At 59.1% G+C, this 13,248-nt stretch carries 13 protein-coding genes and 1 tRNA gene; all 14 read right to left on the reverse strand.

Going from position 1 to position 13,248, the window contains the following annotated elements; all coding sequences use genetic code 11:
• Nucleotides 1–8: 8 nt before the first annotated feature.
• The 14 genes from nuoH to rpsO all read right to left on the reverse strand — a co-directional run bounded on the left by nuoH (nt 9) and on the right by rpsO (nt 13,225).
• On the reverse strand, nt 9–1,085 hold the full coding sequence (nuoH, locus tag C8D04_RS07050; protein ID WP_116004213.1) for an NADH-quinone oxidoreductase subunit NuoH: 1,077 nt from the start codon (nt 1,083–1,085) through the stop codon (nt 9–11).
• Entirely contained in the window at nt 1,082–3,220 is a 2,139-nt protein-coding gene (gene nuoG / locus C8D04_RS07055; protein ID WP_116004214.1) for an NADH-quinone oxidoreductase subunit NuoG, read from the reverse strand. The genes nuoH and nuoG overlap by 4 nt, the downstream gene beginning before the upstream one ends.
• A 15-nt stretch (nt 3,221–3,235) precedes the next feature.
• A complete protein-coding gene (gene nuoF, locus C8D04_RS07060) occupies nt 3,236–4,591 on the reverse strand; it encodes an NADH-quinone oxidoreductase subunit NuoF (protein WP_116004215.1) in 1,356 nt (451 codons plus the stop codon).
• The gene (gene nuoE, locus C8D04_RS07065; protein WP_116004216.1) at nt 4,591–5,079 is read right to left on the reverse strand and encodes an NADH-quinone oxidoreductase subunit NuoE; all 489 of its coding nucleotides are present in this window, start codon (nt 5,077–5,079) and stop codon (nt 4,591–4,593) included. The genes nuoF and nuoE overlap by 1 nt, the downstream gene beginning before the upstream one ends.
• On the reverse strand, nt 5,076–6,329 hold the full coding sequence (locus C8D04_RS07070) for an NADH-quinone oxidoreductase subunit D (RefSeq protein WP_116004217.1): 1,254 nt from the start codon (nt 6,327–6,329) through the stop codon (nt 5,076–5,078). Before C8D04_RS07070 ends, nuoE begins: the two co-directional genes overlap by 4 nt.
• 26 nt (nt 6,330–6,355) lie before the next feature.
• Nucleotides 6,356–6,964 carry an NADH-quinone oxidoreductase subunit C gene (locus tag C8D04_RS07075; RefSeq protein WP_116004218.1) on the reverse strand — a complete coding sequence of 203 codons (609 nt, stop codon included), beginning with the start codon at nt 6,962–6,964 and terminating at the stop codon, nt 6,356–6,358.
• Nucleotides 6,965–6,974: 10 nt separating this feature from the next.
• On the reverse strand, nt 6,975–7,454 hold the full coding sequence (locus C8D04_RS07080; RefSeq protein ID WP_005793239.1) for an NADH-quinone oxidoreductase subunit B: 480 nt from the start codon (nt 7,452–7,454) through the stop codon (nt 6,975–6,977).
• Between the two features lie 24 nt (nt 7,455–7,478).
• Nucleotides 7,479–7,838, reverse strand: a complete 360-nt coding sequence (locus C8D04_RS07085) for an NADH-quinone oxidoreductase subunit A (RefSeq protein ID WP_116004219.1) — start codon at nt 7,836–7,838, stop codon at nt 7,479–7,481.
• Nucleotides 7,839–7,914: 76 nt separating this feature from the next.
• Nucleotides 7,915–7,999, reverse strand: a tRNA-Leu gene (locus C8D04_RS07090).
• 249 nt (nt 8,000–8,248) lie between these two features.
• Entirely contained in the window at nt 8,249–8,662 is a 414-nt protein-coding gene (secG, locus tag C8D04_RS07095; RefSeq protein ID WP_116004220.1) for a preprotein translocase subunit SecG, read from the reverse strand.
• Between the two features lie 41 nt (nt 8,663–8,703).
• Complete coding sequence (tpiA, locus tag C8D04_RS07100) at nt 8,704–9,450, reverse strand: triose-phosphate isomerase (protein WP_116004221.1); 747 nt, start codon at nt 9,448–9,450, stop codon at nt 8,704–8,706.
• A gap of 2 nt (nt 9,451–9,452) precedes the next feature.
• The gene (locus C8D04_RS07105) at nt 9,453–10,439 is read right to left on the reverse strand and encodes an NAD(P)H-quinone oxidoreductase (RefSeq protein WP_116004222.1); all 987 of its coding nucleotides are present in this window, start codon (nt 10,437–10,439) and stop codon (nt 9,453–9,455) included.
• Nucleotides 10,440–10,536: 97 nt separating this feature from the next.
• Entirely contained in the window at nt 10,537–12,762 is a 2,226-nt protein-coding gene (gene pnp / locus C8D04_RS07110) for a polyribonucleotide nucleotidyltransferase (protein WP_116004223.1), read from the reverse strand.
• Between the two features lie 196 nt (nt 12,763–12,958).
• Nucleotides 12,959–13,225: a 30S ribosomal protein S15 gene (gene rpsO, locus C8D04_RS07115; RefSeq protein WP_116004224.1), complete on the reverse strand. Its 267-nt coding sequence runs from the start codon at nt 13,223–13,225 to the stop codon at nt 12,959–12,961.
• Nucleotides 13,226–13,248 lie beyond the last annotated feature (23 nt).

Here is a 13,248-nt window from a genome sequence, read left to right on the forward strand (position 1 = left end):
TCCCCGCTTTATTTCCAGATGTTCCACGGCGAGAGCAACCAGCCCCCGACGATAAGCAGCCACACCAGGGTGACTGGTATGAAGATCTTCCAACCCAAACGCATGATCTGGTCATAGCGGAACCGGGGGAAGGTGGCGCGAATCCAGATGAACATGGATACCACCACAAAGGTTTTAATACCGAGCCAGATCCAGCCGGGGATGAAGTCCAGTGCGGCCACCGGCGAAAGCCAGCCCCCCAGGAACATCAGCACCGCCAGAATCGACACCAGCCACATGCTGGCATATTCAGCCAGGAAGAAGATGGCAAAGCCCATGCCCGAATACTCGACCATGTGGCCTGCCACAATCTCGGCTTCGCCTTCAACAACGTCGAACGGGTGGCGGTTGGTCTCAGCCACGCAGGAGATCAGGTAGACGATGAAAATGGGCAGCAGCGGCAACCAATTCCAGGACAGGAAAGAAACGCCCATGCTGGCAAATGTTCCCTTGTTCTGGCCCATGACGATTTCGGTGAGATTCATGCTGCCCGACACCATGATGATGACCAGGAAACAGAATCCCATCGCAATTTCGTAACTCACCATCTGCGCCGAAGCACGCATGGCGCCGAGGAAGGCGTATTTCGAATTGGACGCCCAACCTGCAATGATCACGCCATACACCTCGATGGAAGTGATGGCCATCACCAGCAGCAAACCTGCATTGACGTTCGTGAGGGCTGTTTCGGGGCCAAAAGGAATCACGACCCAGGCAGCGAGCGCCGGCATGATGGCCATGATGGGCCCCAGCACGAACAATCCTTTGGAAGCTGCAGATGGCTGGATGATTTCCTTGGTCAGAAGCTTCACCGCATCGGCAATGGGCTGCAGCAATCCCAACGGCCCTACGCGGTTGGGGCCATGGCGCACTTGCATGAATCCCAGCAGCTTGCGCTCCCACAGCGTGAGATAGGCGACAGCGCCCATCAAAGGCAGCAGCAGAACAACGATCTTGATCAGAATCCAGAGCACGGGCCATGCAGTCCCCGTCCACCAACCCTGCGCAAGAAGGTTCAGACCAAAGTTGTAGATGGCATCAATCATGCTGGCGCTCCTTCACGGCCCAGACGGGCATCTGCCGTCAGCTGCAGGGAACTTGCACGCCGCACCAGCCCGTCGAGCTGGTAAATGGATGCCACCACGGGCTCGGCCACGGCGCCCGTTGCCACGTGCGGGGTGACCTGCGTTGCATTGCCCAACCGCTCGGCAGGCACTGCATTAACCAGCCCTGCACTCGCTCCAGTGGCTTTGGACAGCACATCCTGGGATGTCTCAAAGTCAAAGCCCGGCAGATCCATCAAATTGGCCAGCACGCGCAACACTTTCCATGCCGGGCGTGTTTCGCCCAGGGGGCGAACAACTGCATGGAAACTCTGCAAGAGCCCCTCGGCATTGACAAAGCTGCCAGAAGTTTCCGTGAAGGGGGCAATGGGCAACAGTACGTCGCTGAATTCCATATTGGTCTTAAAGGGGCTCAGGGTGACCACCATGTCCACCTTGGACAAAGCAGCAACCGCCTGAGCGCCAGCAGCGCTGTCATATACGGGTTCATTGTTCAGCAAGAACAAGCCCTTGAGCCCACCCTCCAACATCTGGGCGGCGTTCAAGCCTCCCTTTCCGGGCATGGCATCAACCCACTGCGCACCAACCGTGTTGGCGGCTTCGGTGAGATAACCCACCGTAGCGCCTGTTTGCGCGCCAATCCAGTTGGCCAGTGCCAGCAGACTTGTCGCCTGTGCATGGTGCGCAGCGGCGTTGCCCAACAGCACAGCCTTGTGCTCTCCAGACAGCAACGCCAAGGCAATCGCACGTGCGGTTTCGTTGTCCGAGCGCCCCTCATTCACGGGAGCAGTAACGCCTTTTTCCTGGGCCACGACCGCAGCAACGTCGGCCAGGGCATGCGCCCAAGCGCCGGGCGCGGCCAACAGTGTCTGCGCAACGGGCATAGCCCAGTCACGCGCTACTGCATCAATAGCCATGACCGTACAACCCTTACGGGCTGCCTGGCGAATGCGCTGCGCAAACAAAGGATGGTCTTTGCGCAGAGAAGAACCCACGACCAGCACCGATTGAAGTGTGGACAGCGACGCAATCGACCGGCCCAACCAGCGCACACCCTCGGGCGCGGTGAAGTCGGCATGGCGAAGACGGTGGTCGATATTGCTGCTTCCCAGGCCGCGCACCAGCGCACCGGCCAGGTACAACTCTTCCAGCGTACTGTGCGGACTCACCAGTGCACCGATGCTCTGGGCGCCCTGCTCTTTCTGTATGCACCGCAGGCCATTGGCCACATATTCCAGGGCCGTCTGCCAATCCACCTCGGCCCACTCGCCACCCTGCTTGAGCATGGGGTGCATCAGGCGTTCTTCGCTGGCAAGAGCCTCGTACGAAAAACGGTCCCGATCGGCGATCCAGCATTCGTTGACGTCTTCATTCTCGAACGGCAGGACACGCATGACCTTATGGTTCTTGACCTGAACGATCAGATTGGCGCCTGTGGAGTCGTGCGGACTGACAGACTTCCGACGCGAAAGCTCCCAGGTGCGGGCGCTGTAGCGGAAAGGCTTGCTGGTCAGCGCACCGACTGGGCAAATATCGATCATGTTGCCCGACAACTCCGAATCAATGGTGTCGCCCGCCACCGTGGTGATCTCGGAGTGCTCACCCCGATGGATCATGCCCAGCTCCATGACGCCGGCGACTTCCTGGCCAAAACGTACGCAACGTGTGCAATGGATGCAACGGGTCATTTCCTGCATGGAAATGAGCGGACCGACATCCTTGAAGTGCACTACGCGCTTTTCTTCTTCGTAGCGCGTAGAAGATGCGCCGTAGCCCACGGCCAGATCTTGCAGCTGGCACTCGCCACCTTGATCGCAGATGGGGCAATCCAAGGGATGGTTGATCAGCAAAAACTCCATGACCGACTTCTGGGCCTGGATGGCCTTGTCGCTCTTGGTACGCACGATCATGCCCTGGGTGACAGGGGTCGCGCATGCTGGCATGGGCTTGGGCGCCTTCTCCACATCCACCAGGCACATACGGCAGTTGGCGGCGATGGACAGTTTCTTGTGGTAGCAGAAGTGGGGAATGTAAGTGCCTGCCTTCTCGGCTGCATGCATCACCATGCTGCCTTCGGCAATTTCCACTTTCTGACCGTCAAGTTCAATTTCAACCATATGCTTTTCTCGCGATCAGGCAGAAGTTGCGGCCTGAGGATTCGGTTTCCGGATCATTGCAGCGAACTCCGGCCGGTAATGCTTGAGCATGGCTCGTACAGGCATCGCTGCCGCATCCCCCAGGGCGCAGATGGTGCGTCCCATGATGTTGCTCGCCACGGAGTCGAGCACGTCCATGTCGGCGGGTCGTCCGTCGCCACGGTGAATGCGATCCACGAGGCGCCACAGCCACCCTGTACCCTCACGGCAGGGTGTGCACTGACCGCAGGACTCGTGCATGTAAAAATAGGAAAGACGCTTGAGCGACTCGACCATGCAACGGCTGTCGTCCATGACAATGACCGCGCCTGAACCAAGCATCGAGCCAGCCTTGGCGATCGAGTCGTAGTCCATGGTGCATTCCATGATGATCGACGCGGGCAGCACGGGCGAAGAAGAACCGCCAGGGATCACCGCCTTGAGCTGCCTACCTTTACGCACGCCACCAGCGAGCTCCAGCAACCGAGAAAACGGCGTACCCATCGGAACCTCGTAGTTGCCTGGGCACTCCACATCACCGCTCACCGAGAAAATCTTGGTTCCACCGTTATTGGGCTTGCCACAGGCAAGGTAGGCAGCGCCACCATTGCGAATGATCCACGGCACGGCCGCAAAGGTTTCGGTGTTGTTGATCGTGGTCGGCTTGCCGTAGAGGCCAAAACTGGCCGGAAACGGCGGCTTGAAGCGGGGTTGACCCTTCTTGCCTTCCAGCGACTCCAGCAAAGCTGTTTCCTCGCCGCAAATGTAGGCACCAAAACCATGGTGTGCATGCAGTTGGAACGTAAAGCTGCTGCCGAGAATGTTGTCACCCAGATAACCGGCCGCACGGGCCTCTTCCAAGGCCGCCTCGAAGCGCTCGTATACCTGGAAAATTTCTCCGTGGATGTAGTTGTACCCCACCGTGATGCCCATCGCGTAGGCCGCAATGATCATGCCCTCGATGACGGAGTGCGGGTTGTACATCAGGATGTCGCGGTCCTTGCAGGTGCCCGGTTCTCCCTCATCGGAATTGCACACCAGGTACTTCTGACCAGGAAACTGGCGGGGCATGAAGCTCCACTTCAAACCCGTGGGGAAACCGGCACCGCCGCGACCGCGCAGGCCTGATTCCTTGACGGTCGCAATGACCTGGTCCTGCGTCAGCGCTTCGCCGCCGTTTTTGCCGAGCATCGTGCGCAGGGCTTGATAGCCACCGCGCGCCTCGTAGTCCTTGATACTCCAGTTCGAACCATTGAGGCCCGCATAGATCTGGGGCTCGATATGGCGGTCATGAAAACAGGTCTCAATACCGGCGGCCTGAAATTGCAAAAGCACCTGGGTTGCCGTGGTCATCACTTGCCCTCCGCTGCGCGCAGGCTATCGACCAGCTGATCGAGCTTATCGTTGCCCATGAAGCTACACATGTGGCGGTCGTTCACCAGCATCACAGGCGCATCGGCACAGGCGCCAAGGCATTCGCATTGTTGCAGGGTGAACAAGCCGTCCTGTGTGGTCTCACCCATCGAGATCCCCAGCTTGTGCTCCAGATACTCCAGCGCCTTGCCGCCTTCGCGCAGCAGGCATGGCAGATTGGTGCAGACGTTGAGTTTGTACTTGCCCACTGCATGCTGGTTGTACATGTTGTAGAAGGTCGTCACTTCGTGGACGGCAATCTGCGGCATACCCAGGTAGTCGGCAACTACCGCCTCGCTGGCCTCGCTGACATAGCCCTGCTCCTGCTGGACAATGGCAAGGCAGGCCATCACGGCGGACTGCTTCTGGTCGGCCGGGTATTTGGCCACTTCACGCGCAAAACGCGCCTTGGTCGCTTCAGAAATCATCGGTCAATTTCTCCGAACACGATATCCATGGTGCCAATGATGGCAACCACGTCGGCCAGCATGTGGCCTCGGGCCATTTCATCCATGGTTGCCAGGTGTGCAAACCCTGGTGCGCGGATCTTCAGGCGGTATGGCTTGTTGGCACCGTCGCTCACAAGGTAAATACCAAATTCTCCCTTGGGGTGCTCCACGGCGGCATAAGCCTCACCTTCAGGCACATGCATCCCCTCCGAAAACAGCTTGAAATGGTGGATCAGGTCTTCCATACCTGTCTTCATCATCTCGCGGCTCGGTGGTGCGACCTTGTGGTTATCAGTAATCACCGGGCCGGGGTTGGCACGCAGCCAGGCAATACATTGCTGAATAATGCGATTGGACTCGCGCATTTCCTGCACGCGCACCAAATACCGATCGTAGCAATCACCCGTCTTGCCCACAGGCACATCGAAATCGACCCGGTCGTACACTTCGTAAGGCTGGGTTTTGCGCAGATCCCAAGCAATACCGGAGCCACGCAGCATGGGGCCGGTCATACCGAGATTGAGTGCGCGCTCTGGCGTAACCACACCCACCCCCACGGTACGCTGTTTCCAGATCCGGTTGTCTGTCAGCAGCGTTTCGTATTCATCCACGTAGCCGGGAAAACGGCGGGTGAAGTCCTCAATAAAATCAAGCAGGGAGCCCTGGCGGTTCTGGTTGCGCTGCTCCAACGACTTGGCATTGCGCACCTTACTCGCCTTGTACTGCGGCATGCTCTCGGGCAGGTCGCGGTACACGCCGCCCGGACGGAAATACGCCGCGTGCATGCGCGCACCCGACACAGCCTCGTACATATCGAACAGGTCTTCACGTTCGCGAAAGGTGTAGATCAGAATGGTCGAGCTACCACAGTCATTACCGTGCGAACCCAGCCACATCAGGTGGTTCAGCAGGCGCGTGATTTCGGAAAACATCACCCGGATGTACTGCGCCCGAATAGGCACTTCAAGACCCAAAAGCTTTTCGATGGCCAGGCAGTACGCATGCTCGTTGGACATCATGGACACGTAATCCAGTCGATCCATATACGGAAGCGACTGAATGTAGGTTTTGTGCTCGGCCAACTTTTCAGTGGCGCGGTGCAGCAATCCAATGTGCGGATCGGCGCGCTGCACAACCTCGCCATCGAGCTCCAACACAAGGCGCAATACACCGTGGGCTGCAGGGTGTTGCGGCCCCAGATTCAGGGAATAGTTCTTGATTTCGGCCATGGTTCACCGCAGAAGACCGTCAGGTCTCAGTGCAGTCCTCCGTATTTATCTTCGCGAATGATGCGCGGAGTGATCTCGCGCGGCTCGATGCTGACCGGCTCATAGACCACTCGGCGCTGGTCTGCGTCATAACGCATCTCGACATGGCCCGAGAGAGGGAAATCCTTGCGGAACGGATGGCCGATAAAGCCGTAGTCGGTCAAGATACGGCGCAGATCATTGTGACCGTCGAACACGATGCCGTACAAGTCGAACGCCTCGCGCTCATACCAGTTGGCCGATGCCCACAGCCCGGTCACCGAAGGCACCACAGGGAAATCATCCTCAGGGCAGAACACCTTGACGCGCACGCGCTGGTTCAGGCTGACCGACAACAAATGGTTTACAACGCAATAGCGTGCGCCTTCGGCCTCACGGTCGCCATAGGTTGAATAATCCAAACCGCACAAATCCACCAGTTGCTCAAAACGACAACCGGGCGCATCGCGCAGCAACTGCATGGCTTCGAGGTAATTGGCAGCAGGAACCACCACCGTGAGCTCGCCCAGCGCAATGTGCGCTTCGCGGATTCTGTCACCCAGCACCGCCATGATGGCGTCTTTGAGCTCTTCGGGGCGAATGGCAAAAGTTGTCATGAAACCCCCTTCAGGCACGCGCAATAGTATTGGTGCGGCGAATCTTCTGCTGCAGCTGGATGATGCCGTAAATCAGGGCCTCTGCCGTAGGCGGGCAGCCCGGCACATACACATCCACCGGAACAATGCGATCACAACCGCGCACCACCGAATAGCTGTAGTGGTAGTAGCCACCACCATTGGCGCATGAACCCATGGAGAGCACCCACCGTGGCTCGCTCATCTGGTCGTACACCTTGCGCAGCGCAGGCGCCATCTTGTTGCACAGGGTACCGGCCACAATCATCAGGTCGGACTGGCGGGGACTGGCACGAAACACTTCAGCGCCAAAACGGCCAATGTCATAGCGCGCAGCCGCCGCATGCATCATCTCGACCGCACAGCAGGCCAAACCAAAGGTCATGGGCCAAAGCGAACCTGTCTTGGCCCAGTTCACCACCGAGTCGTAACTCGTGGTGATAAAGCCTTCCTTCATTACGCCTTCAATCATTGCGTCAATCCTTGTTCAAGCCGCTCATTCCCACTCCAGGGCGCCCTTTTTCCACTCGTAGACAAAGCCCACAAGCAGAACCGTCAGGAAAATGACGACGGCGACGAAACCCGTCAGTCCCACGTCCTGCAGCGTCACAGCCCAGGGAAACAGAAAGGCGATCTCCAGATCGAAAAGAATAAACAGGATCGCGATGAGGTAATAGCGCACGTCGAACTTCATGCGCGCATCCTCGAAGGCTTCGAAGCCACATTCGTAGGGGGAATTTTTTGCGGGATCAGGCCGATTGGGGCCCAGGATGTATCCCAGCGCTATGGGAACGATACCGACCCCAATACCGACCAAGATGAACAGGAGGACGGGGAGATATTGATCGAGGTTCATCTTTAGGATGCGCTCATCGCTGAGGCCTCGCCCATCATGACCGCAAGCGGAACATGCGGGCTGGCCTGTTTTTGTCTGGTGCCGTCGGCGAGACTCGAACTCGCACAGCTTTCGCCACTACCCCCTCAAGATAGCGTGTCTACCAATTTCACCACGACGGCTTTGTCATGTCTGGGTGGCATGAGGAACCATTTGGTTTTGGCTTCCCAGACAATCCAAGATTCTACTCCGGAAAAACCCTGTTACCGGGCTCTGCAGAGGATTTATTGATCATTTCGTCGCTTGGCACGCACATTGCTGGCGTTGACTGGGGCGACTCTCCCTGCTCTTTGTCAGACCCACGAAAGACTGGAATCCAAAGGAGCAGCAACGCGGTGTTTTCGACCCCAACGCCACGCTGCCGCAGTCACTCACTTCGCAGGAATCTGCCCTGCACCAGAGGCCGCAACCGCTGGGGCTGGGCTCTCAGCCGCAGCGGGCGCTGCATTGCCGGGAATGGTGGCAGCCGAACCCGCTTCAGGTGCCGGAGCCACTGGCGCAGTCGTGGCCACAGGGCCTTCCAGCACACTGCCGGTGCTGGCAGGTCGTGCGTTACCAAAGTAAGCCAGCGCCAGGGTGCTGACAAAGAAAATCACTGCCAGCACGGCGGTCGTACGCGAGAGAAAGTTGGCGCTGCCGCTGGCACCAAACAGGCTGCCGGAACTACCGCTGCCAAATGCAGCCCCCATGTCGGCACCTTTTCCGTGCTGGATCAAGATCAGTCCAATCATGCCCAGAGCGGTCATTATCTGCACCGTCAAGATTACGTTTACAAGCATTCCCATTCTTTTAATACTCCTGATTTAATAGCTAGTAGCGCCCGTATTTATTGGGCTGCTGCGATAATTTGTTGAAATTCTGCCGCCTTAAGCGATGCACCACCCACCAGACCGCCGTCAATGTCGGGCTGGCCCAGCAATTGCGCGGCATTCGCAGCATTCATGCTGCCGCCATACAACAAGCGAATGCTGCCCGCACGCGGACTGGCCGCTGCCAGTTGCGCACGCAGCACGGCATGTACCTGCTGCGCTTGTGCGGGTGAAGCGGTCTTGCCTGTACCAATAGCCCAGACGGGTTCGTAGGCCACCACCACCTCGCTAATGCAGTGGCCATTGAAGTGAATGACAGCCGCCAACTGGCGCCGCACCACCATCTCAGTGTCGCCCGCTTCACGCTCCGCCAACGTCTCGCCCACACAAACGATGGGAGTGATGCCCGCCGCAAGCGCACGCTGCGCCTTGACCGCCACCTGCACATCGGTCTCGCCGTGGTACTGGCGCCGCTCCGAATGTCCCACCAACACATAGCGCACACCAAATTCACGCAACATGGCCGCAGAGTTTTCTCCGGTGTAGGCCCCTGCTTCGTGCTGCGACACATCCTGCGCCGCCAGCGCTAAAGGCGAGCCTGCCGCCAGCGCCTGCACCTGCGCGAGATACGGCGCGGGCACAGCGACGGCAACGTCGCAACCCGGCTGCGCCCCCAGACCAGCAACCAACGCCTGCACCAAAGCCTCGTTGGCAGCCAGGCTGCCATTCATTTTCCAGTTGCCTGCAATGAGTTTCTTGTTCATGTTCACCACGTCAAAACAATTTTGCCCGTATGCTGATTCGATTCCATCAAAGCGTGGGCCTGCGCCGCATCGGCGGCCGCAAAGCTGCTGTGCACCACCGGACGCACCGCACCCGATGCCAGCAGCGGCCACACCCGCTCACGCAAAGCCCGGGCGATGGCCCCCTTGAAGGCGACCGGCCTGGCCCGCAGCGTCGAACCCGTGATGGTCAGACGCTTGCGCAGCACCAGACCCGCGTTGAATGCAGCCTGCACGCCACCTTGCACCGCAATGATGACCAGGCGCCCATCTTCGGCAAGGCACTCCACCTCACGCGCCACATAGCTGCCAGCCACCATGTCCAGCACCACATCAACGCCCTTGCCCGCCGTGATGCGCTGCACCTCGGCCACAAAATCCTGCGTTTGATAGTTGATGGCATGGCGGGCACCCAGCGCCAGACAGGCCGCGCACTTCTCGTCACTGCCCGCCGTGACGATGACCGTCGCACCAAAAGCCCGCCCCAGCTGGATGGCCGTGACACCAATGCCGCTACCACCACCTTGCACGAGCAGGGCTTCCCCGGGCTGCAGCCGCGCCCGGTCAAACACATTGCTCCACACCGTAAAAAAGGTTTCGGGAAGAGAGGCCGCCTCGATGTCGCTCAGCCCTGCGGGTACCGGCAGACACTGCTCCACCGGAGCCACACACCACTGCGCATATCCACCACCGGCCAACAAGGCGCACACCCGGTCACCCACACGCAGGCCCACCTGCGCCATGGCAGCCGCATCCCCCCCCTGCACGACCCCGGCCACCTCCAGCCCGGGCACATCACTGGCGCCCGGAGGCGGTGCGTAGTGGCCTTTGCGCTGCAAGACATCGGGGCGGTTGATACCACTGGCGCTCACGCGGATCAGCACCTCACCCACGCCCGCCACGGGCTGCGCACGCTCACCCAGGCGCAACACTTCAGGTGCACCAAATTCGGTGATTTCAATGGCTTGCATGGCAGTCTCGGATAAGGCGGGTTGAATTAGCATTGTTTTTGCCTCTAACGCCCGTCAATAGGGCGCGAGAAGCTACAAAACAAATAGCATTCAAAGATCAGCCGTTGGCCTGCACCTGCCCATCCAGGGGCAAGGCCTGCTGTTGCTGCTGCTCACCGGCCGCCGTTTCGCGGTGCTCACGGGGTTCGCGGCGCTCGGCGGGTGCAGGACGATCGCTTCCACCATGGGCAGGACGATCAGACAGAGCCTTCATGGACAGCTTGATGCGGCCCTTTTCGTCGGTCTCCAAGACCTTGACCTTCACGATCTGGCCCTCCTGCAGGTAGTCGCTGACCTTCTCCACGCGCTCATGGGCGATCTGGCTGATATGCAGCAAACCATCCTTGCCGGGCAACAGGTTGATCAGCGCGCCGAAGTCCAGGATCTTGGTGACCGGGCCTTCGTACACCTTGCCGATTTCGACTTCCGCCGTGATCTGCTCAATACGGCGCTTGGCTTCGTCAGCCTTGGCGTTGTCGGTTGCCGCAATGGTGATGGTGCCGTCTTCCTCGATATTGATCTGGCAGCCGGTTTCTTCAGTGAGCGCACGAATGACCGCGCCGCCCTTGCCGATCACATCGCGGATCTTTTCGGGATTGATCTTCATGGTGTACAGCTTGGGAGCGAAGTTCGACACTTCGGTCTTGGCTTCGCCCATGGCCTCCTGCATCTTGCCCAGAATGTGCATGCGGGCTTCCTTGGCCTGGGCCAATGCGACCTGCATGATTTCCTTGGTGATGCCCTGGATCTTGATATCCATCTGCAGCGCGGTGATGCCGTTGGTGGTGCCTGCCACCTTGAAGTCCATGTCACCCAGGTGGTCTTCATCGCCCAGGATATCGGTCAGCACGGCAAAACGGTTGTCTTCCTTGATCAGGCCCATGGCAATACCGGCCACGTGTGCCTTCATGGGCACGCCAGCGTCCATCATCGACAGGCAGCCACCGCAGACCGAAGCCATCGACGACGAACCGTTCGATTCAGTGATCTCGGACACCACACGCATGGTGTAGGGAAACTCCTCCTTGCTGGGCAAAACGGCAATCAACGCACGCTTGGCCAAGCGACCGTGGCCGATTTCGCGGCGCTTGGTCGAACCCATGCGGCCCACTTCGCCGGTGGCAAAGGGAGGCATGTTGTAGTGCATCATGAAGCGGTCTTCATACTCGCCCGCCAGCGCGTCGATGCGCTGTGCATCGCGCTCGGTGCCCAGCGTGGTCACGACCAGCGCCTGCGTTTCGCCGCGCGTGAACAAGGCGGAGCCATGGGTGCGGGGCAGAACCGAATTGCGGATCTCAATGGGACGCACAGTGCGCGTGTCACGGCCATCAATGCGGGGCTCGCCCGCCAGAATCTGGCTGCGCACGATACGCGCTTCAATGTCGAACAGCATGCCTTCGACCTTGACCGCGTCGAACACGACACCGGCCTCTTTCAGGTCGGCCATCACCACGGCATAGGCTTCGCGGCAAGCGTGCGTACGGGCCTGCTTATTGCGGATCTGGTAAGCGGCGCGCAGCTTTTCCTCGGCCAATGCACCCACTTTGGCAATCAGACCTTCGTCCTTGGCAGGAGCCTGCCAGTCCCACACGGGCTTGCCGGCATCGCGCACCAGTTCATGGATGGCGTTGATCGCGACCTTGCCTGCTTCGTGACCAAACACCACGGCGCCCAGCATCACGTCTTCGGACAGTTGCTGCGCTTCGGACTCAACCATCAGCACGGCCGCTTCGGTACCCGCCACCACCAGGTCCATCTGGCTGTTCTTACGCGCCGTCTGACCGGGATTGAGCACGTATTCGCCGTTGATGTAGCCCACGCGCGCTGCACCAATGGGGCCACTGAACGGGATACCCGAGATGGCCAGCGCGGCGCTCGATGCAATCAGCGCTGCGATGTCGGCGTCTACTTCAGGATTCAAAGAAACGGTGTGGATCACCACATGCACTTCGTTGAAGAAGCCTTCCGGGAACAGCGGACGGATCGGGCGGTCGATCAGGCGGCTGGTCAGCGTTTCATGCTCGCTGGGCTTGGCTTCGCGCTTGAAGAAGCTGCCGGGGATCTTGCCCGCAGCGTACGTCTTCTCGATGTAGTCCACCGTCAGCGGGAAGAAATCCTGGCCGGGCTTGGCGCCCTTGGACGCCACCACGGTGGCCAGCACCACGGTATCGTCAATGTTCACCAGCACAGCGCCCGAGGCCTGGCGTGCGAATTCGCCCGTTTCCATGACGACAGTCTTGTCGCCCCACTGGAAAGACTTGGTCACTTTATTGAAAATGCTCATAATTGCTCCTATTTTAATAGCTGGCAGCGCACTACCAGAAAGCGCCAGAGGCCGATTTAGATGTCGATGCCATTCCATTGAAACCGCACGCGGAGTTCAGTGGAATGACACAGCTTCGATCTGTTTGGCACACCGGCAAAGTAAAAAACGCCTGAGCTAGCGCGCTAACCCAGGCGTTTTTGCATGCAAACAGCGTTTATTTGCGCAGACCCAGCTTGGCAATCAGCGCGGTGTAACGCTCGCCATCCTTGGCCTTGAGGTAGTCCAGCAGCTTGCGGCGGCGGCTCACCATGCGCAGCAAACCGCGGCGACCATGGTGATCCTTGGCGTGCTGTTTGAAGTGGGGCATCAGTTCATTGATGCGTGCCGTGAGCAAAGCCACCTGCACTTCCGGGCTACCGGTATCGTTGGCAGCACGGGCGTTGGCCTTGACAACTTCGGCCTTGATTGAAGATGCGATCATTCGAATTTTTCCTGAATATGGCC

Origin of the sequence: Simplicispira sp. 125 (genome assembly GCF_003096555.1) — a bacterium.
Taxonomy (GTDB): Bacteria; Pseudomonadota; Gammaproteobacteria; order Burkholderiales; family Burkholderiaceae_C; genus Simplicispira.